Origin of the sequence: Pseudoalteromonas sp. HL-AS1 (assembly GCF_031198785.1) — a bacterium.
GTDB classification, from domain to species: domain Bacteria; phylum Pseudomonadota; class Gammaproteobacteria; order Enterobacterales; family Alteromonadaceae; genus Pseudoalteromonas; species Pseudoalteromonas distincta.
Genome location: NZ_CP133570.1, coordinates 732,868 through 752,450 on the forward strand (window position 1 = coordinate 732,868; position 19,583 = coordinate 752,450).

18 protein-coding genes are annotated in these 19,583 nt (G+C 38.3%); 1 reads left to right on the top strand and 17 read right to left on the bottom strand.

Features of this window, described 5'->3' with window-relative positions:
• Positions 1 to 8: 8 nt before the first annotated feature.
• The 7 genes from RB214_RS20155 to RB214_RS20185 form a co-directional block, all read right to left on the bottom strand.
• Positions 9 to 1,046 (bottom strand): GGDEF domain-containing protein, encoded by a 1,038-nt coding sequence (locus RB214_RS20155; RefSeq protein WP_309169237.1) that lies wholly within the window; start codon positions 1,044 to 1,046, stop codon positions 9 to 11.
• Positions 1,047 to 1,193: 147 nt separating this feature from the next.
• Complete coding sequence (gene moaA, locus RB214_RS20160; protein WP_294122578.1) at positions 1,194 to 2,165, bottom strand: GTP 3',8-cyclase MoaA; 972 nt, start codon at positions 2,163 to 2,165, stop codon at positions 1,194 to 1,196.
• A gap of 186 nt (positions 2,166 to 2,351) precedes the next feature.
• The gene (locus tag RB214_RS20165) at positions 2,352 to 4,643 is read right to left on the bottom strand and encodes a xanthine dehydrogenase family protein molybdopterin-binding subunit (RefSeq protein WP_294122579.1); all 2,292 of its coding nucleotides are present in this window, start codon (positions 4,641 to 4,643) and stop codon (positions 2,352 to 2,354) included.
• A gap of 12 nt (positions 4,644 to 4,655) precedes the next feature.
• Positions 4,656 to 5,144, bottom strand: coding sequence for a (2Fe-2S)-binding protein (locus tag RB214_RS20170; protein ID WP_007582016.1), 489 nt, complete (start codon positions 5,142 to 5,144; stop codon positions 4,656 to 4,658).
• A gap of 199 nt (positions 5,145 to 5,343) precedes the next feature.
• Positions 5,344 to 5,937 carry a nucleotidyltransferase family protein gene (locus tag RB214_RS20175; protein WP_294122583.1) on the bottom strand — a complete coding sequence of 198 codons (594 nt, stop codon included), beginning with the start codon at positions 5,935 to 5,937 and terminating at the stop codon, positions 5,344 to 5,346.
• Positions 5,931 to 6,959, bottom strand: a complete 1,029-nt coding sequence (locus tag RB214_RS20180) for an XdhC family protein (RefSeq protein WP_138490401.1) — start codon at positions 6,957 to 6,959, stop codon at positions 5,931 to 5,933. Before RB214_RS20180 ends, RB214_RS20175 begins: the two co-directional genes overlap by 7 nt.
• 84 nt (positions 6,960 to 7,043) lie before the next feature.
• Positions 7,044 to 7,907 carry a DUF6279 family lipoprotein gene (locus RB214_RS20185; protein ID WP_294122587.1) on the bottom strand — a complete coding sequence of 288 codons (864 nt, stop codon included), beginning with the start codon at positions 7,905 to 7,907 and terminating at the stop codon, positions 7,044 to 7,046.
• A gap of 782 nt (positions 7,908 to 8,689) precedes the next feature.
• Between RB214_RS20185 and RB214_RS20190 the strand changes: the two genes are divergently transcribed.
• On the top strand, positions 8,690 to 9,415 hold the full coding sequence (locus RB214_RS20190; RefSeq protein WP_294122589.1) for a tetratricopeptide repeat protein: 726 nt from the start codon (positions 8,690 to 8,692) through the stop codon (positions 9,413 to 9,415).
• Positions 9,416 to 9,551: 136 nt separating this feature from the next.
• On the opposite strand, the gene RB214_RS20195 is transcribed toward RB214_RS20190, so the two are convergent.
• From RB214_RS20195 to ybaK, 10 genes are all read right to left on the bottom strand, one after another.
• Positions 9,552 to 10,946, bottom strand: coding sequence for a coniferyl aldehyde dehydrogenase (locus RB214_RS20195; protein WP_375144353.1), 1,395 nt, complete (start codon positions 10,944 to 10,946; stop codon positions 9,552 to 9,554).
• Between the two features lie 214 nt (positions 10,947 to 11,160).
• Positions 11,161 to 12,636: an SLC13 family permease gene (locus RB214_RS20200; RefSeq protein WP_294122595.1), complete on the bottom strand. Its 1,476-nt coding sequence runs from the start codon at positions 12,634 to 12,636 to the stop codon at positions 11,161 to 11,163.
• A 9-nt stretch (positions 12,637 to 12,645) separates the two neighbouring features.
• On the bottom strand, positions 12,646 to 13,602 hold the full coding sequence (locus tag RB214_RS20205; RefSeq protein WP_002959079.1) for a porin: 957 nt from the start codon (positions 13,600 to 13,602) through the stop codon (positions 12,646 to 12,648).
• Positions 13,603 to 13,778: 176 nt separating this feature from the next.
• Positions 13,779 to 15,143, bottom strand: a complete 1,365-nt coding sequence (locus RB214_RS20210) for a sigma-54 dependent transcriptional regulator (protein WP_294122600.1) — start codon at positions 15,141 to 15,143, stop codon at positions 13,779 to 13,781.
• On the bottom strand, positions 15,136 to 16,866 hold the full coding sequence (locus tag RB214_RS20215) for an ATP-binding protein (RefSeq protein ID WP_039488491.1): 1,731 nt from the start codon (positions 16,864 to 16,866) through the stop codon (positions 15,136 to 15,138). Before RB214_RS20215 ends, RB214_RS20210 begins: the two co-directional genes overlap by 8 nt.
• Positions 16,867 to 17,056: 190 nt before the next feature.
• Complete coding sequence (locus RB214_RS20220; RefSeq protein ID WP_024595558.1) at positions 17,057 to 17,320, bottom strand: hypothetical protein; 264 nt, start codon at positions 17,318 to 17,320, stop codon at positions 17,057 to 17,059.
• Positions 17,321 to 17,481: 161 nt separating this feature from the next.
• Positions 17,482 to 17,733: a hypothetical protein gene (locus RB214_RS20225; RefSeq protein ID WP_024595559.1), complete on the bottom strand. Its 252-nt coding sequence runs from the start codon at positions 17,731 to 17,733 to the stop codon at positions 17,482 to 17,484.
• A gap of 305 nt (positions 17,734 to 18,038) precedes the next feature.
• Positions 18,039 to 18,407: a response regulator gene (locus tag RB214_RS20230; protein ID WP_182712324.1), complete on the bottom strand. Its 369-nt coding sequence runs from the start codon at positions 18,405 to 18,407 to the stop codon at positions 18,039 to 18,041.
• Positions 18,408 to 18,499: 92 nt separating this feature from the next.
• Positions 18,500 to 18,904 carry a DUF1761 domain-containing protein gene (locus RB214_RS20235; RefSeq protein ID WP_024595561.1) on the bottom strand — a complete coding sequence of 135 codons (405 nt, stop codon included), beginning with the start codon at positions 18,902 to 18,904 and terminating at the stop codon, positions 18,500 to 18,502.
• A 150-nt stretch (positions 18,905 to 19,054) separates the two neighbouring features.
• On the bottom strand, positions 19,055 to 19,516 hold the full coding sequence (ybaK, locus tag RB214_RS20240; protein ID WP_024595562.1) for a Cys-tRNA(Pro) deacylase: 462 nt from the start codon (positions 19,514 to 19,516) through the stop codon (positions 19,055 to 19,057).
• Between the last annotated feature and the right edge of the window lie 67 nt (positions 19,517 to 19,583).

Consider the following 19,583-nt stretch of genomic DNA (forward strand, 5'->3'; position numbering starts at 1 on the left):
AGCACGACTTACGCAACGACTGCCTGGTAATCATTTTCTTTTTTAAATTTACAATACACTTTATTGCGACCAAATTGCTTTGCTTTGTATAACTGTTTATCAGCTTGGTTTACAAAGCTTTCCAATGAATTGGTACTTTTAAATTTTGCGACACCAATACTGGTTGTAACATTGATTGCAAGGCCGTCAATGTCGAATGTGGTACTTTCAAAACGTGCCCTTATTTGTTCGGCGACTTTCAGCGCGGCCTCATCATTTTCAAAAGAGCTAAATAAAGCAAACTCCTCACCGCCGACTCTAAATACATACCCTCTAGCGAGTATAACTCTTAGTAAAGTTGCTACTTCAATAAGCACTTGGTCACCCACACCATGGCCATACTCATCATTTACTTGTTTAAAAAAATCTAAATCAAGTAAGAATAAATATAACTGTGATTTATCTTGTAGTTCTACTTCAAAGTAGTGGTTCATTGAAAGGCGATTGCCTGCCCCCGTTAGTGGGTCAAGTAACGCTAAATTTTTAAGTCGCCTTGAAAAGTGTGAACGACTCCCTTCAAAAACGTGAGAAATCGCCCAAATACTTAAATAAGCACAGAGTAGATTAAGGGATAAGTTAAAAGTCTCAAAAGGGGCAAGAGTAGACTGACTACCTAAAATAAACACTTGGATCACTAATAAATTTGCAGAGAAAATTACACCATATTGTTTACCCAATAGTAGGTAGTACAAAATAGGTAATGCAAACGACCATACATACACACCGTTACGAGGCGACGCCAAAGATGTACCCAAAATAACGATGAATGTGATAAGTGCGCACATTACAACGGATTGCCAAAACTGTAATGGGCGGCGTATAAGTGTAATGTAAGTAAATATACAATAAATGGAAAAACAGATTTCGATATAGCCAAGCAATGGAAAGTTATTTACGGTTAAATTAAATCCCGCAAATCCAACCGATAAAACACCAAAGCAAAGGCACATCCCTCTTAGAACGTCCTTTCTTAATGATTTAGTGCTATTAAGGGCTGCGATATCCATTCTAATCACTTAATAAAAATAAAAAGTAAGTTTAACGTGAAAATACAATTTAACAAGCTTTGTTGCTCTAAAACCATGTAAACACACCCTTTTATTGATATTTCAGGGACACGTTTGATGTTTTTGTTTACAAATTAGCTCTAAAAATTAACCACCTAACATAGATAAATTAGTGGTGATGCCCGTATTACCTTGATGCAAAAGATGAGTTGGCTTCTTAGTTTTAATATAACGAGATAACAATGCCATTAATTCACTATGCGAACTGTCGTTCATATATTCTCTTAGCGAAATACCCTCTTCAGAAAACAAACACAAGTGCAGATTCCCTTTTGCTGTAACCCTTAGTCGATTACAGGTACTACAAAAGTCGTTACTGTAAGGCATTATTAAACCAATTCTGCCTTGATAATCAGGATGAGCAAACTCTTGAGCAGGACCTGCTGATGCAGTACGCGCAACTTGCTGCCAACCCGTTTGTAATAACTGAGTTTTTAAAACGTGCCCAGAAACATGGTTAGCATCAAAAAAGGCTTTGTTGTCGTTTGTTTGCATCAATTCTATAAAGCGGATGGTAACGGGACGGTGTTTAACCCAATTTAAAAATGTGTCAAACTCTTTTGCGTTGTATTGCTTCATCAGCACGCTGTTTATTTTTACCGAATCAATACCCGTTTCAAGCGCAGTATCAATACCTTTCATTACTGAGGTAAATTTGTCATGCCCAGTAATGGTGTTAAACATGCGTGAATCTAAGCTATCAATGCTTACATTAATGGCGTTTAAGCCTGCATCTACCCAGTCATGAATATTCTTATGAAGAGAAAAACCATTGGTAGTCATTGCAATTTTTTTTATGCCCGCAACATCTTTTGCCGCGCGAACAACATCTATAAAGTCTTTTCTAAGGGTTGGCTCTCCGCCAGTGATCCTTACTTTTTCAATACCATGGTGTGCAAACGCTTTAAGCGTATTGCTAATTTCATCAATTGTGAGAAAGCCACGGTCGGAACCGCCCTGATAACCATCTGGTAAACAATAAACACACTTAAAATTACATACATCCGTAATAGACAAACGTAAGTAACTAAACTCTCGCCCTGTTGGGTCGATTAGCATAAATAAACCTTAACTAATATCAACACGTAATAACAACCGAATTCCAATTTGCAATAATACTTAATCGTTTAATTAAGCAAACTGTTATAAACAACGCTACCTATTGATACATAAATAATAATTACATAAATATATTTAATAACTTAAAGGGGCAGCATAAAGCATACCCCTTTAGTTATTTTTGTTTTACGCTTCTAAGCCTTTTTTAAGTTCGCTTGGCTTCATTGGTAGGTCACGTAAACGCACGCCTACAGCATTAAACACTGCATTACCAATAGCAGGAGCAACTCCTATCACGCCAGGCTCACCTAAACCAACTGGAAACTCATCGCTTTGTAAAAACTCGATGTCCATATCTGGCACATCTTGCATTCTTAGCGGTAAATAAGTATTAAAGTTAGTCGCAGATACTTGCCCATCTTTATACGTATTTGATTCATGCAATGCAAGGCTGCTGCCCCATAGTAACGACCCTTCAATTTGCGCCAGTGCGCCATCTGGGTGAACTATTAAGCCCGCATCTACAACAACATAAAGCTTTTTAAGCGTTATTTTACCACTATCACGGTTAACGTGAACATGCGCTGCGGTTGCAAGCCATGCTGGCATGGTACGTTCTTGCCCTGAGCTTACAGAAAAACCAATGCCTTCGTCTTTCGCTAATTTTACAGAAGCTACTTTGTCAGACACCGTTTTAAGCACATTACGTAAGCGCAGTGCTCCGCCAACGCTCTCAGGTGCTTTACCCGCTTGCTTGCCTTTACCATCTAACATTTCAATTCTAAATTGAACTGGATCTTTACCTTGCTTATGGGCAATTTCATCAATAAACGACTCAAGGCTCCAAGCAATCCAACCTGGCCCTACTGAGCGTAACCAACCTGGATTAAAGGTGCTTTGTGCAACTTCGTTATTAATAGCGCGAGCACGATGACTGCTCATGCTGTACCAATGATCAGCGCCTGATGCCGAAAATGCATCAAATTTACCTTTGCCATCAACACCCGGTGATAAAAACCCTGGTGCCATAGCTTTAGTAGGCCAACCAGCGGCAAATGCATGTTCCATTCCTGTGAAGGTACCATTTTTATCAAACGACGCCGTCATTTTTGCAGCAGATGCAGAGCGAGACTGATCAAATAAACTATCATCTGCCCGTGTAAATACCAGTTTTACTGGTTTACCTACTGCTTTTGCAGTTAGAGCCGCAGGTACAGTCCAATCACCAAATAATCGACGACCAAAACCACCACCTAAATAATAAGGACGAATAATTACTTTGTTTTGTTCTATATCGAGTGCTTTAGCAAGCGCTGGTAACGTAAGTGACTGCCATTGGTTACCTGTATGAATAATCCAATTTCCGTCTTTAAACTCTGCAACCGCGTTTAATGGCTCTAGCTGATAATGGCTCGCTGTCGCTGTGGTATACATTGATTCTAAGGACTCACTAGCGTCTGCTTGGGTTTTCTTTATATCGCCTTCATCAACAAACAAAGTACCCGAGTCGCGTTGCTCGCATAATCGCTTACCTTCTTTTTGAATATCAGCTTCAGATATATTTGCCGACTCACCCTTTTTGTAACTCACCTTTAAAGCATCTACTGCTTTAATGGCACTTGGGTAACTATCAGCTAATACAACAACCCAGCCTTGCACTGTGTTACTAGGGTCATTTAAAATTTCATAGCCTTTGTAACCTTTAATTGCTTTTGCTGCACTATCGTCAACGTTTGTTACTGTGCTGCCATAACGAGTTGGTGGAATAACTGGACGCGCGTACAGCATGCCTTCAACTTCTACATCTATCCCATATACTGCTGTACCATTTGTTTTGGCTGGTATATCAAGCGCTTTAAAGTCTTGTTTAAGCCCAGTTAAATGACGTTTATTAGCAGGTTTTAGTGGAAGGTTTGCAACTTCATCACTGGTAAATGTACGATTAAACTCGCCTTTTTTAACTATGTCAGCATAACTAACCGATTTTTCGCCTGCAATAATGTAGCCCTTTTCAGCACGACATTTGTCTGCAGGCACGCCGAGCATTTTAGCTCCGGCTTCTATTAATGCAATTCGACCCGCAGCGCCGGCTTGAGATAATGGCTTAAAGCTTTGAAATACAGACCATGAACCACCCGTTACCATAAAGCCCCATTTTTCATGAGTATCTACGTAGGTAATTGATACTTTATCCCAATCACATTCAAGTTCATCAGCCACAATACGCGCAAGAGCAGTACCGATATGTTGACCCATTTCAGCTTTAGCAATACTCACTTCTACGGCGCCGTCGGTGCTCATAGTCCACCAAATAGTGGGTGAAAAAGCCTGTTGCGCAATTGATTCTTTTGCACTGAGCGAACCCGAAAATAACGCAGGGGCAAACGCCATGACTAAGCCTGCGCTAGCAGTGCCAATCATAAACGAGCGACGATTTAAATTAACGGTTTCGCTATTTTTTTGAAATAATTTTTTCATTATCGGCTCCAGTTAAGCGTCTTGTGCATTTGGATCAAATATATTTACTACACTTTGTGACTCATCTGCAGCGCGTTGAATAGCAGTTTTAATACGTTTATAAGCCATACAGCGACAGTAGTTACCATTCATATGGCTTACTATTTCTTCATCTGAAGGACTTGGATTAGCTGCCAGTAATGTAGCAGCTTGCATTATTTGCCCCGACTGACAGTAACCGCACTGTGGTACTTGCTCTTCAACCCATGCTTTTTGAAGTGGATGTTCGTTATTAAGTCCTTCAATTGTGGTAATGTTTTTTCCTGCAATTGCGCCAATTGGTAAAACACATGAGCGAGTTGCTTGCCCATCTAAATGCACCGTACACGCACCACACATTGCAATACCGCAACCAAACTTCGTACCTTTTAATCCAATTTCATCGCGAATAACCCATAACAATGGTGTATCTTCACTTGCGTGTGATTCAACCACCTTGCCATTAATTGTAAACGTCACCATAGCTTGCCCCTTGATTAAGCTTTATAACCTGCGTTTAAATTGTTTAATTTAAACGCAGGTTATAACAGTTAAGATTGTTGTAACTACTAATCCATAACACATATAGTTACCGCATCAGCTACATTAACAGCTAAATACCATAACCACTGCACTAAAGCGTTAGCGCAGCTAAAACTTATTTTGCCCTATTACTACTTTATCACTCATTTTTAGCTATAAAATTACTTAGCTGCTTTTGAGTATCTATGTCTACACTCGCACTACTTAAACTAATTGTATTGACGACCTCACTGCTGGAGCGCAGTAATTGCTGCGCACCTCTATCTGAAGTTAAGCTTGCAAGCTGAGATAAATCAACCGCTGGGAATATAGCGGGTACACCTAAACGCTCGCCATAGTTTGCGCACCAGCGCGATGGGTTACGTTTAAAACCAGTAACTAGCTCACTTAAGTGCGCTACTTTTAGCTCAACCTGATCCGCAAGCATAAATAAAATCCCATCAAAGGACTTATTTTTAAACACAGTTTGAGAAGCTGTCGCGATTGAATGACCTAAACCTTGGCTCCATTGCTTGTTCTCAATCAGCTCTATGTTTTTATAGCCTGCCAGTACTTGCGCTACTTCTTTATGCCATGCCCCGGTAACTACATACACCGGCGTGTCATCAAGTGCTTGCAGTGTATTTACAGCATGCTCAATCATTGTTTTGCCAAAGCCAATATCAGCTGTTAATTTACAGCCGTTAAAGCGAGATGATTGCCCTGCGGCTAAAACAACTTTTGCAATTAGCACGGCTCTTGCCCCCAATGACTTAGTGATTGGGCATCTTTATCACACAGCACTGCATGTATTTCGCTGATCAGCGATAGTGCAATACTCTCTGGCGAGTCGCCGCCTAAATTTAAACCGACAGGCCCAAAAACAGGAGACTTAATTTGTGAAACATGCGTATTTGCGTGCTCTAAAACTTGTTTACGTCTGTGCTTAGGACCCAATAGCCCTATATATTTAAACGGAACATCTTTAAATTGAGCCAATGTACTGGCGTCAAGTTCAACGCTGTGAGCCATTAAAATAGCCGCATCAACTTTATGGGTTATGCAATATTCTTTTAACTCACTCGGTGTGATGCGCAAAATAGCATCTGCATTTTTAAAATATTGTCTTTTTGCATTAGCCGCGCGTGTATCCCATACAGTTACACTCCAACCAAGTTGTTTGGCAAATGTATAAACCGGAACTGCATCTGCGCCACCACCTACTATTAATAGGTGAGGCGGTGGATAAATAGAGGTTTGCAAGCACGTAGCGCCTTGTAATTCTACCAATTGCGCTTTGCGGTTCATTGATAAACCATGCAACTCATCATTTTGCGTAAATACACCACTACCGGCTGGCAAAATGGGGCTTACTTGTTGAAGATATCGCCCTGGTTTATTCTCATTAAGTGCTTTAGATACAAGCTCTAACTGTAAATAGTCATTAGCCTTATGAATAGGCTGCAGTAAAATATGTACTATACCTCCACAACCAATGCCAAGTTGAAATGTTAAATCGTCTTCATCGGTGGCATCATAACTAATGGTTTTACTGCTTAAAGTACTCATTACTTGTTTAGCATGGCGCTGTATGTCAGCTTCTAAACAGCCACCCGAAAGCATCCCTAAGCGCTCGCCTAGGCTCGAAATAAGCATCATAGCACCTAGCTTTCTGTAGCTAGAGCCTTCAATTTTGTACAAAGTAGCTAAAACCCATTCTTGGTTGTCCCTGTTGGGATACCAAGTGTTTAAGATACTTTTCAAATCTGTAACCATATATTGCCCTTTAAAAAGCATTTTTGCGTTTAAAAACAAATCAGCCTAAACAGCTAATTTAAAACTTAATAATTCACGCACAATTTAGTTTTCTATTATATCGTTTAAGGTCTCAATTAACTCATCAAATTGATCATTAACGCTTTGGCGTTGTTTATCATTTAAGGTTGAGTTTAATTCGTAGAGTAAATTTATATATAAATCTAAGTTTGCTTCATTGGTTTTCAATAGTGCGTCGCTCATATATAGTTCGCGCTCTTTAATAACTGTACTCAACTGATTTATAAATTCTTTTTTTGTAATTTCAGCATTTGTAAATACCTGTTTGGCCGCATTCAAACGGGTTTGCTTGTACTCTAACCACAGCGCTCCTGAGTCTTGATGTTGCTCATTAGTTGATTTAATCAGCGCTTTTTGTTGTTTATTAAGTTTGCCTATCCACTGCTCGTAGTATTCAAATTGCTCTTCCAAACGCTCACTTTTTCGCTCAAGCGGGGTTTGTTCGTTAAACTCTTCACGTTCGTCGTTAATTTTTATTTGAATATTGTTTAAAAGTTCTTCTCTTTGCTCACTTGATAAGGTTGCCCCAAGCTCAGCTATAGGCATGTGCGCGTATTCAAGTAGGTTCTGCCAATGTTGTTTTGCAAGCACAACCTGTGTTTTTAATTGTTTAGCCTCCAATGTTTGGTTAAACAATACTTTTATATTTTGTATGTCTTGTCTGTAGGCGGGTAACTGCGTACTTCTATGCCACGCTTGGGTCGTGTTAATAATCTGTTTGAGCTGCTTATTTTGTGTTTTATTTAAATCAATATAATCATCTACCCAAAATGACGAAAGCCAGCTCAAGTTGTTATAAGTGAATGAGGCTGAACAGCTACACAAAAATACCATGCTGATAGCAAAGCATGCATTTATCACTTTTTTAGCTTTAAGATTATTAAGCATCACTTTCCTTATTTTAAATTTTATAATCATGAAAATCTTATTTGATAATAATTATCATTTAAATATTGACTTGCGCACTAATCTAACTAATAATCATTATCAGAAACAAAGTGTACCGACCTCAGTGCCTATGGAAGGATATTCAGCAAGGATGCTGACACATTAAAAGAAGAACGTGCCGCTTCGTGGTATTACTTACTCGACCCAAGTAATAACACCAAATATCACATTTACTTGCTACATTGCTCATATTAGTGACGGTTAATATGACTCAAAAAAGCCCTAACGGGCTTTTTTTATATCTTTAAATTTTCTATAAAATCTGTATCTTACACTTCTTAAACTCATTTACTTACCTTGAAAGTCCACCGCGCTGTTATTTACATTTTATACGCACGATCTTATAAGGTACCGCCTTGCGTTTACACTAAAGCTGGCGTAAAACATAACAGTAGACACCCTTTTTTGCATCTATTTATAGTAACCGATTTAGTCTTTACATAAATGTATTGGGTATTAAACGTTTATAATGTGCAAATAGTGCAAAAATTTAATAAATTAGCATTTAACTATGGCCTGTTGACCTTTTAGGATTAAAATTTGTTCTATCTAGGCGCTATTTAATCGCCGCGCGAAGTTTGTAACTTAGTAAGCTCATTAAAAAACCGAGCAGCAAAGAGCAAACCGCCTCAAGCGCGAGCCTAAATAGCAGTGGATGTTTAATCTAAAAAATGTACTGGCCCTAAAATCTATCGAAACTATTACTAATTGGAGACATTAATATGTCACAGTTTAATTTAAAAGCACTCATTCTTGCTGGCGTTTTACTTGCCAGCCCTTTCGCTCATGCAACATTAGAAGATGGCATAAGAGCAGCTAACGAAGGTGAATTTGCAGTCGCCCTAAAAGAATTCCAATACCTAGCAGACAAAGGTTTTGCGCCAGGAATTTACGAACTAGCCAAATTATACGAAGGTGGATACGGTGTAACACGCGATTACCGCAAAGCAGCTGCGCTTTATCAACAAGGCGTTAAAAAGAACCACCCGGATTCAATGTTTGCGTTAGCTGTTTTATACGACGAAGGTAAAGGCGTAAAGCTTGATCATCAAATGGCAGTTACCTTATTTGAAAAAGCAGCTAAGAAGAATTTACCTGCAGCTCAATTTAATTTGGGCGTAATGTACGCTAATGGCGTGGGTGTTACACGAGACTATGAAGCGGCACGTAACTGGTACGAAAAAGCAGCTGCAAACAATTACTCTTTAGCGCAATTTAATTTAGCCCTCATGTATTTTGAAGGACTAGGTATGCCAAAAGATTTAGAAAAGTCATATATTTGGAATACTATCGCTGAGTACAACGGTAATATGCAAGCGAGTCATAGCCGTAAACTTGATGAGCGTAAAATGCTGCCTAAAGAAATTGAAGAAGCTAAAGAAAAAGCCGATGCCATTTATGCAAAAATACAAGTGGGTACCTATGCTGGCGAAGGTCGCTTATTTTAAAGTCTTATTTTAGAGTTTAAGACCGTAGCTTTAAACTAATCTAAAAAAGGCTGAATTACATAATGTAATTCAGCCTTTTTAATATATCTTGATTAGCAAGTTAACACTTATTCAACTTTACCAAATCAGCACCCTATTATTTTATGTAAAGCCACTTTAGAAGCTTAATAATAAGTTTGCTTTGTTTTAGTAGCATAACAATGCGAGGATTAAACGAGCCCGATACTAACGTATTTTTAGCATGGCTAAACGTTAAAAACCCTTCTATACCATGATAATGCCCCATTCCTGAATGCCCTACACCACCAAAGGGAGCATCATCAGCAGTTACTTGCACTAAGGTGTCGTTTATTGCCACAGTGCCACTGATTGTTTGCTTCATAATGTATTCTTGAGCGTGCTTATCTTGGCCTAAAATATAAAGCGCTAATGGGTGGTGATGAGCTTTAATATAGTCAATTGCGCTGTCGAGCTTTTCATAACTCATTATTGGTAGTATTGGACCAAATAACTCATCTTGCATAAGCTGCATTTCGTCAGTTACTTGAGTTACTAAATGCAGCCCCATACGGTGCTTTTCTTCGTCTTGCTGGTTTTGCTCAAGTGGCTTAATAATGTTTGCACCCAGTTCTTGGGCTTGCTCTAAGTAGGTTGCCAAACGTTTATAATGCGCATCGCTAATGATAGAAGTTAAGTTTTTACCTTCAACACCGTCTTTAAAATGCTTTTTATACAACTCGCATAATTGCTGAATAAGCTGATGCTCAAGCTCTTTGGGTACAAATACGTAGTCGGGTGCAACGCATATTTGCCCTGCGTTGGCCATTTTGCCAAACAGTAAGGCTTGTGCCGCTTTTTTAATATCGGCATTTTGCGTAATAATAACTGGCGATTTACCACCGAGCTCAAGCGTTACCGGCGTTAAGTTACGACTCGCTGACGCCATTACTAATTTACCTACGCTCGTAGAACCCGTAAATAATAAATGAGCAAATGGCAGTGATGAAAACTGTGCTGCAACATCACTCGCCCCTAGTATTATTTTACAATGAGCTTGCAGATCATCTTTAAAGATTTTTTCGATAACGGCGTTTGTATGAGGTGTGAATTCGCTTAATTTAAGCATCACTCTATTACCGGCAGCTATGGCGGTAAGCACAGGTACTAACGCTAACTGAATCGGGTAATTCCACGGTGCAATAATACCAACCACACCTTTGGGCTGATAATTAACACTTACTTTTGAAGGCCATAAGCTTAAACCCACAGAGCGATTACTTGGCTTTGCCCATTTTGGCAGTTTTTTAATAATGTGCGCGAGTGTTTGCACTGTAGGCAATATATCGCCAAGTAAAGTATCGAAAGCGGTTCTGTAACCAAAGTCTTTTGAAGCAGCATCTACTAGCTCTTGCTCAAGTTCAACAATACGTACACGGAGTTTTTTCAATAAAACGAGACGTTTATCAATTGGCAAGTAAGGCGTTTCGAGAAAGCTTTTTTGCAATTCATCAAACTGGGGAATTAAAGGCATTGCCTGTGATGTCTCAGTGCTCAAAATAGGTTACTCAATTTTTAAAGTTATTAACGACTATAACCTTGTTCTGTTTTTCGAGCAATAACACTAATTATCTAAAAAAGAGCTTTTTAAGTAATATATATAAGCATAAAGAGTAGCTTTGTTTAAAATTGTAAGTATAAACAAAACTACTCTGACATAGGTTGGTTGGAACTAATTTAGTACAGCTTTAAAAACCAAATACTTGGGCTGCAATCGTCATTGTAACCAGCGTAATTAATACAATAGCCACAATGTTTAGCACAAAGCCGGCTCTTATCATGTCGCGCATTTGAATTTGCCCTGAGCCAAACACAATAGCGTTTGGTGGTGTCGCTACCGGCATCATAAACGCACAACTACACGCTATAGCTGCAGGAATAACCCAAACCAATGGTGAGCCTGTTATAGACTCTGCAACGGGCCCTAACAAAGGAAGAAAGCCAGCTGCAGTTGCTGTATTGCTTGTGATCTCAGTTAAAAACGTAATTAATGCCACAACAACAAGTACACTCATAACAAGTGGAATAGTGCTAGCGCCTTCAATTAGGTGAGCAATAAATTCAGCAAGCCCTGATGACTTAATTTGAGATGCAAGTGTAAGCCCGCCACCAAATAATAATAAAACGCCCCACGGCACTTTAGCTGCGCTTTCCCAATCAAGGATACGCTCACCTTTGCCTTTATTCGCTGGCATTACAAACAACAGCAATGCCGCTGCAATTGCAATAGTAGTATCTGAAATATTAAGACCTGTTATGTCACCTAATAAAGGTCTAAATATCCAACACAGTGCTGCTAAAACAAACACAAATAACACGCCTTTTTCGGCGCGCTGCATTATACCTAGGCTTTTTAACTGCGTTGAAAACACCGCTTTTGTATCAATTTTTTGATCGTTTTTAATATTAGCATCTACTTTATACGCAAATTTAGTAAGCCAAACCCAGCTAATAATTAGCATACCTAAAGACAGAGGTACGCCTACAATCATCCATTGCGCAAAGCCAATTTCTATTTGGTAACTATCTGACAAGTAAGCAGCCATTAAAGCATTAGGCGGAGTACCGATTAAGGTAGCAATACCACCAATACTTGCACCATAAGCGATTGATAACAGTAAAGCCTTACCAAAACCTTCATTACTCGGGTCTGATTGCTTTACTAAATTGGTAATTGAAAGCGCAATAGGCAACATCATTACAGCTGTTGCGGTATTTGACATCCACATCGACAAAAATGCGGTTACCAGCATCATTGCTAAAATTTGCAAGCTTGGCCTTTTACCCGCATATAACATGGTGCTTAGCGCAATACGTTTATGTAACCCCCAACGCTCCATAGCAATAGAAATTAAAAAACCACCTAAAAATAAAAATATTAGCGGGTGCGCATACGGGGCAGCCACGCTTTTAATTGCTGCTATATCAGCAAGTGGTGATATTACCAAAGGGAGCAAAGCAGTGGCTGGAATTGGTACTACTTCGCTCACCCACCACGATGCCATCCAAAATGCTAAACCTGCGGTTTTAAATGCCGCTACAGACATACCCGTTGGTGGATCGAGTAAACATGTCATTAGCATTACTACAGGGCCTAGTATCAAAAAAAGCCATTGGAAATGTCTTTTCTTATCTGGTTTTTGCGTGAGTATATTATCTGTCATGGCAGGCCTCTAAAATTTGTATTTAAGACCAAGCGCAACACTGCTGTCGTCTTGTTCTTCTAAATTAAGGTCGGTGTATAAAAGGTAAGCAGTTGTTTGCTTATCAAATACATAGTCAAGGCCCGTAGTCCATTGTGTTGCCTCAGAAGTTTGACGAAGTAAAGAGTCATCTTTAGCAAACTGTAATTTAGGTACCCATTTATCAAGCGTATAGCTTGCACTTAACACATAACCGTTACCTGATTTTATACCATCTGTTGATTCAGAATGCTGATACAGTGCACCAAGCTGTAATTGTTCAAATTTATAGGCTGCTGCTATTCGGCTTGCATTAATATTATTGAGAGAATCAACATGGCTTAATGATAAGTAATATGAGGTGTTTTTTAAGCTACGATCACCATAAATAAAGGTTGCTGCAAATCCAGCTTCGTTATCTTTATTGTCGTCTTTTGGAGCATAAGTAAACGAAAATTGCGTATTATGCCAATAATTAGAAGTGTATGTTAGCGTATCACCAAGTCTATCTTGTCCTGCAATAACTTGGGCTATGTCACCTTGGGTTTCATTAAAGTTATCAACTTTGCCCTCAGAGTATTTAAAGCGAGTATCATTTCTTCCCACTACAAGCTCGCCAAATTGACCTTTTAAACCAAGATAAGTATTCCTTGCACTAAATGGCTCTTCGGTGTCATCTTGCTCAAAGCCTTTTACTTGCACTTCGTATTTAAAAACAACGTTTAAATATTCATTTAATTTGTGTTGCCCTTGAATACCTATACGCGAAAATGGCGCTTCAATCTGCGTGCCTTCTTCTGCGTAACGCATAATACCCGTATCTGTATTAGCAATTTGCACTTCGGCTTTACCATAAACATCATATTCAGTAGCACAAGCCGTGTACGAGTAAAAAGCTAAGCTACTTATTGAGGTGAGTAAAATAGTAGAGTGTGTAAACTTTATCATTATGTGTCCTAATTATTAGAATCTACTTGTTGTCAGACCTAATAAGGCAACTTTACTGCCAATGGTAAAATACTATTACATTTCAGAAGGTTAATGGATATTGCGTATAAAAAAGAGAATAAATGTGCGGTTTCCCACACACCACAAAAACGAAGTTGTCACATAAACCACACAATTTAGTCAATAAACATATCACGGTTTAAATTGTATTTACTCATTTTATCGTAAAGGGTTTTACGAGCGATTTGCAGTGTATCCATCGTATTTTTAATACTACCATGGTTACGCTCTAGGGCCTCTTCTATTAATGACTGCTCATAAAAAGCAACTTTTTCAGATAAGCTTAAATCGGGAGAAAGCTCACCTTTAGCCTGCGTTTTGCTAACACTAAAAGCAAGTTCTACTCCTAATAAAACCGCGCGCTCAGCTTGGTTTCTAAGCTCCCTTACATTACCAGGCCAGTCGTACGCTAAGAGTCGCTGTTGTATTTCGCTATTAAGAGGTGCTGGCGGCTTGTGATAGCGTGTTGCTGCAATAGAGCTAAAGTGCTTAAACAGTAATACTATATCTGCTTTTCGAGCTCTAAGTGGGGGTATATCTACTTTTACCAAACTTAGCCGATAATATAAATCTGCTCTAAATTCACCTTTTTCAACAAGTGAAAGTAAATCTACTTTAGTGGCAGCTACAATGCGTATATCTAATTCAATTGCTTTATTATCACCTACTGGAGTTACTTTTCGCTCCTCTAATACGCGTAATAATTTAACCTGCAACGACATTGGGGTACTTTCTATTTCATCTAAAAAAACTGTACCACCTTGTGCAAATTCAAACTTTCCCTTACGAGTGTGAGTTGCTCCGGTATAGGCACCACTTGCAGCACCAAATAACTCACTTTCTATCAACTGCTCAGGCACCGCGCCGCAATTTATAGCCACAAAATTACTTGCTGAGCGAATACTTTGATCGTGTAAGTAACGCGCTACAAGCTCTTTACCCGTGCCAGTTTCACCTTCAATCATTACATCAGCAGGGGTATCAATAACCGTATTGAGTAAATGCATCATATCTTGCATTTTAGGAGTATCACCCAGTATACGTACACCCGGCGCTGAGGTTTTTTGTACAGCAAGTTTTAGTGCACGATTTTGAATCACTAAGCTACGCTTGTCGCATGCTCTTGCTATGCAATCAAGCAATGTTTCGTTTACTGGTTTTTCAAATAAGTCATACGCGCCTAATTGCATTGCTTTAACAGCAATAGTTACATCGGCGTACCCTGTTAAAAATATAACCGGCAGTTCACTATCAAATGCCGTGACTTGCTCAAGTAAAGTAAGCCCATCCATTGAAGGCATATTTATGTCACTCAGTACAACGCCCATAAAACGTCGATTAAGCTTTGTTAGAGCAGTACTTGCATCATTAAAGCACTCAACTGTATAGCCTTCGAGAGTAAGTAATTGTTTTAATGAATCTCTGATCATCGCTTCATCATCAACTACAATGATGTGCTTACACGGTGAGTTTTCAATCATCTGTTTTATCCTGCGTGCTTGATAGACTGATTATAAACTCAGCCCCGCCTTGCAGTCGATTGTGCGCACTTAAAGAGCCATTAAACGAGTCAATGATTTGTTTTGAAATAGATAGTCCAAGGCCTAAGCCGTTACTTTCTTTAGTACTATAAAAAGGTTCGAAAATATTACCAAAAGCATGTTGCTCTATTCCAGGCCCTGTATCTAAAATTGAGAGTTTTACTCGGTTATCAAAGCACTCAACATTAAAACTTAATTTACGTATTATTGCGCCATTCATAGCTTGGCTCGCGTTAGTTATTAAGTTAACCAACACTTGCTCAAATTTAAGTGAATCAACCCACACTATTAACCCACTATCTAAATTAGGCTGCTCTACGTGTACGTTATCTTGCTTTAGTTGTGAGCTGGCAATCATCAAGGCGTTATTTAATAAACCAGCTAACGGATAAGGCCTTAATTGAGTTTGTGATGGTTTGCTAAAATGTTTTAGCTGCCCCACTATTTTGTGTACGCGACCTACAAGCCCCTCAATCACCGTTATGCTTTCGCCAAGTGCGGTGTAATTTTGCTTAGCGAGTAAACGTTTGGCGCTTGCTAGGTATGTATTCATAGCGCTAAGGGGCTGGTTTATTTCGTGATTAATACCTGCGCTTAACTGCCCAATTGTTGCAAGTTTTGCTGATTGAACTAATGCAACTTGCGTTTTCTCAAGCTCTTGTGTGCGCTCAATCACTTTTTGCTCAAGACTATGCCTAGAGTAAACGAGCTTTTTATAACCCGCAAAACGAGCAAGTAAGCTATAACCAACAATCATAACTAAAGCATAAATACTAAATGCCCAAAACAAGCGTATTAATTGAGCTGAATTTACTTTTGTAATATCAACAAGTACGTTCATATGTGCACTAAAGTAACGCAGTGGTTTTGTCGCACTCACATAAAGGTTTTTATTAATTTTGAAATGCGAAATACCCTGGCTCTTATATTGAAATTGCTTAATATATACAGGTTGATGATCTAAATAAGCGCGGCGTAACTTTATATTACGTCGCTTTGTTATATCAAACTCGCTGAAGCTATTTAAACGCCATGTTTGCATATCAGACATCGCAATTACATTATCACTAAGCTCTAAATAAAAATGGCTACCTTTAGATGTATTTAAAAGCTCTCTGTCGTTTTCAAATTTGCTTACATTCACTTTTAATACAACAACACCAACCGCTTTGTTGTCGTGATAAACAGCCTGCGAAAAATAAATACCACGCTCTTTTGAGCGCATACCTAGTGCAAAGTAGGCCACTTTTTCACCTGCAAATGCACGCTTAAAGTAAGGTCTAAAGGCAAAGTTACTGCCTAAAAATGTGTAATCGGCTTGCCAGTTACTACTTGCCGTAACTGCGCCCTGGGCATTAAGTACAAATATATCTGATGCACCACTGGCTTGTTGTATATCAGCTAAGTAGTTATTTATAGCGTTGTAATGGGCTTGGTCGCCGTTTGCAAATTCAATCATTAACTGATTATAAGTAAGTAGCTGGGGAATAGCCGAAAAACGAGCGAGTTCAGTATCAATGTAATTATTTAATTGAGTAACCTGACGCTGCGCTTGAGCTGTTGCTTTTTCAATATCGTGAGCGCGGCCTACCCAAAATGTAACAACCAAAATTAATACTAATAATATACATACTGTAATTATTTTTTTAGAAAACGTAAACATGGCCTACCCGAGAAATAGCCTAAAAATTTAAGGTCGCTAGTGTAACGACTTATATGAGGCAGGGATATAAACTTTTTGTTAACAAATGAATTTAATTATACTTGTTAATTAAATCTAGTCCTAAAAACAAAAAACACCGCAAACAGGTGTGCTTGCAGTGTTTAAGGTTTAGAACAAAATTAATACGTTATTAATTTGTAGCTAAAGCTGATCTGTTTTTTAGGTATTTGTATAAACCAATTAATGAAGCAGCTATCCAAAATATTTCTATCACAAAGCTCGCTAAATTAAAGTTATAGCAAAGGCTAATTAACAACAAAATCGCCCCTGTTAAATTCATCATATTATACGTTAGGCTAGATGGAGACGTTTTTCCTAGCTGCAGTAAGAAAAATGAACCAACTACTAAAAAAGTACCTGTCATACCTATGATGTCAAATAAGAGTGCTATCACGAAACTATCCTTTATCCATTTTTAAATAACCCAATAAACTGGCCCGATCCGTGGGGAGGGTATTTTTTCATTCATTGAAACAGCAAACCGAGCGATTCTATCAATATGGTAAATTCTAACAAGGCCATATGTCCGTATGAAGAAATTTTACTGTATCTGAATTATTTAAAAGTTACTTTGCCACCAATTATTTTATAGGCAGGCGCACCACGAATAATCGCTTCTCGGGCAAAAGGCCGACTACAGTTAGGACAAATACAGGGCTCTTGTGTAAAGTCTTGACTAATACGCTCTTTAAAACACTTAACTAATGCTCCTTTGCCTCCTTTTCGATACTTAAATAAGGAAGCTTTACAAGCAGAGCAAAAAATATCGACCGTTTTAGTTGGGCCTTTTTTATTAGGTTTTGCCATTAAGTCCTGCTGTACTAAATAAAAAATTATTCTTTATGATACCAGTTTATAGCAATTCGTTTAATTAAGTGATCTATTTGAGGATAGAAAAACGTGTTGATAGCAAGGCAAAAAATTCGCTATTTAATTGTTCTAAATGAGAATTTTTTTTCGCAGGGAGCGATACATTTAGCCTCGCAAAATGATTAGGTATTATTGCTCATTGGTATTAGGTAGATAAAGGTGACCACTGGGTTTTAGAATTTTTACGCGGTATGATTATTAAAGTGAGCTCATAATAATTTAATGATGATGAAAAATATAACCTAATCTTTGAAAAAGAAGCGGTTTAATTGAGATGATAGTACATTCATATTAAAAGGTTTGATTATAAACCCCGATACTTTAGCCGCAATAACTTGCTTAACTTTATCTGTACTATCCTCACAGGTAACCATCAACACAGGAATATCGGCCAGGGCTCTGTCTTTTCGAATGTTTGTGAGTAAATCAACACCATCCATTTTTGGCATATGAAGATCTGTAATAACCAAATCGAAATGTTGCTCACGTAATAAAGCCAAAGCTTGTAACCCATCTGTAGCTTCAACGATATTGCAATACTCCAACTTTCTTAGCATATTAATTAAAACATGACGCATGAGCGGCATATCATCAACAACTAATATTTTCATTAATACTGCTACCAAATCATGTAAATACGATTATATAAACCTACTCTACTCTCAGGTAAGAATCAAACCGGGCATTAATGGCAACTCAACCCTTACGGCCAAATACCTAAAATAAGCCCCATTAACGAAAACTGTAAAATACAGTAACTCCCGTTAATCAAAAATAGCTTTAAAGGGCGTTGCTCAAATATATAACTTAACCCTAGTGAACTACTGATCCAAAAAAAGCCGATCACAAAGCCTGTTCCTACACACTCAACTAAACTTGCGTCTTTACCTAAAAATAGAGACAACATTAAAGCCGCTATAAATACTAAAAAGAAGCTGCCGCCAAATATCAACTTGGGATTGGCTGATTGCAAATCAAGGTCAGTTAAGCCAATACTTTCTAGCCAAGCGTTTTTAAAGAGTGCTTTTGAGTACCATATGCCGCCAAGCATAAAAGAAGACAGTGCAGCCACCAGTATTGCAAAATAATCTACATCTAAAAGGTTCATACAAACAGCCGTATACAAAATGTGTAATACCGTTTGGTATTAAATATTAACGGTATAAAGATACTCTCAATGTAGTTACAAATAAGGTATTGAGCAAATTGCTTAACTTGAGTTAATTGCCTTTATGGAGAGTGATTTTAAAAATAAAGGCTATAAATCGCCAAATTTAGCGCTAGTTAACGCCGCTAAATTAGTTGGGGAGAGTGCGATTTCTAAACCTCGCTTTCCGGCGCTCACATAAATAGTATCAAAAAGTGAAGCACTACTATGAATAAACGTAGCTAAGCGTTTTTTTTGCCCAAGTGGACTTACTCCACCTAAAATATAACCAGTGCTAGCTTGAACTTTTTGCGGGGCAGCCATGGCTACTTTTTTGGCACCACATAATTTTGCTAACTGTTTTAAGTTAACTTGTTGCGACACAGGAGTAACAGCAACAATTAGCTGCCTTTCGTGTGTTTCAAGAACGAGGGTTTTATATACTTGGGCGCTATCTAAATTTAACTTTTCAACAGCTTCAAGCCCATATTGACTATTACCTGCATCGTGTTCGTAACTGAGTACTTCAAAGGGGATTTTTTGTTTTTTAAGTAATTCGATTGCTGGGGTCATACTATTTAATCGTGTTTTTTTTAACAGTAACAAAAATAAAATTTAAAGCAAAAAAAACGACGCTAAA

What these genes read in the sequence shown, in the direction of transcription:
- RB214_RS20155 (WP_309169237.1), bottom strand. Translation starts at nt 1,046, where the DNA reads ATGGATATCGCAGCCCTTAATAGCACTAAATCATTAAGAAAGGACGTT.
- RB214_RS20210 (WP_294122600.1), bottom strand. Translation starts at nt 15,143, where the DNA reads ATGATTGAAAACTCACCGTGTAAGCACATCATTGTAGTTGATGATGAA.
- RB214_RS20190 (WP_294122589.1), top strand. Translation starts at nt 8,690, where the DNA reads ATGTCACAGTTTAATTTAAAAGCACTCATTCTTGCTGGCGTTTTACTT.
- RB214_RS20170 (WP_007582016.1), bottom strand. Translation starts at nt 5,144, where the DNA reads ATGGTGACGTTTACAATTAATGGCAAGGTGGTTGAATCACACGCAAGT.
- RB214_RS20165 (WP_294122579.1), bottom strand. Translation starts at nt 4,643, where the DNA reads ATGAAAAAATTATTTCAAAAAAATAGCGAAACCGTTAATTTAAATCGT.
- RB214_RS20230 (WP_182712324.1), bottom strand. Translation starts at nt 18,407, where the DNA reads ATGAAAATATTAGTTGTTGATGATATGCCGCTCATGCGTCATGTTTTA.
- RB214_RS20205 (WP_002959079.1), bottom strand. Translation starts at nt 13,602, where the DNA reads ATGATAAAGTTTACACACTCTACTATTTTACTCACCTCAATAAGTAGC.
- moaA (WP_294122578.1), bottom strand. Translation starts at nt 2,165, where the DNA reads ATGCTAATCGACCCAACAGGGCGAGAGTTTAGTTACTTACGTTTGTCT.
- RB214_RS20215 (WP_039488491.1), bottom strand. Translation starts at nt 16,866, where the DNA reads ATGTTTACGTTTTCTAAAAAAATAATTACAGTATGTATATTATTAGTA.
- RB214_RS20225 (WP_024595559.1), bottom strand. Translation starts at nt 17,733, where the DNA reads ATGGCAAAACCTAATAAAAAAGGCCCAACTAAAACGGTCGATATTTTT.
- ybaK (WP_024595562.1), bottom strand. Translation starts at nt 19,516, where the DNA reads ATGACCCCAGCAATCGAATTACTTAAAAAACAAAAAATCCCCTTTGAA.
- RB214_RS20180 (WP_138490401.1), bottom strand. Translation starts at nt 6,959, where the DNA reads ATGGTTACAGATTTGAAAAGTATCTTAAACACTTGGTATCCCAACAGG.
- RB214_RS20195 (WP_375144353.1), bottom strand. Translation starts at nt 10,946, where the DNA reads ATGCCTTTAATTCCCCAGTTTGATGAATTGCAAAAAAGCTTTCTCGAA.
- RB214_RS20235 (WP_024595561.1), bottom strand. Translation starts at nt 18,904, where the DNA reads ATGAACCTTTTAGATGTAGATTATTTTGCAATACTGGTGGCTGCACTG.
- RB214_RS20185 (WP_294122587.1), bottom strand. Translation starts at nt 7,907, where the DNA reads ATGCTTAATAATCTTAAAGCTAAAAAAGTGATAAATGCATGCTTTGCT.
- RB214_RS20200 (WP_294122595.1), bottom strand. Translation starts at nt 12,636, where the DNA reads ATGACAGATAATATACTCACGCAAAAACCAGATAAGAAAAGACATTTC.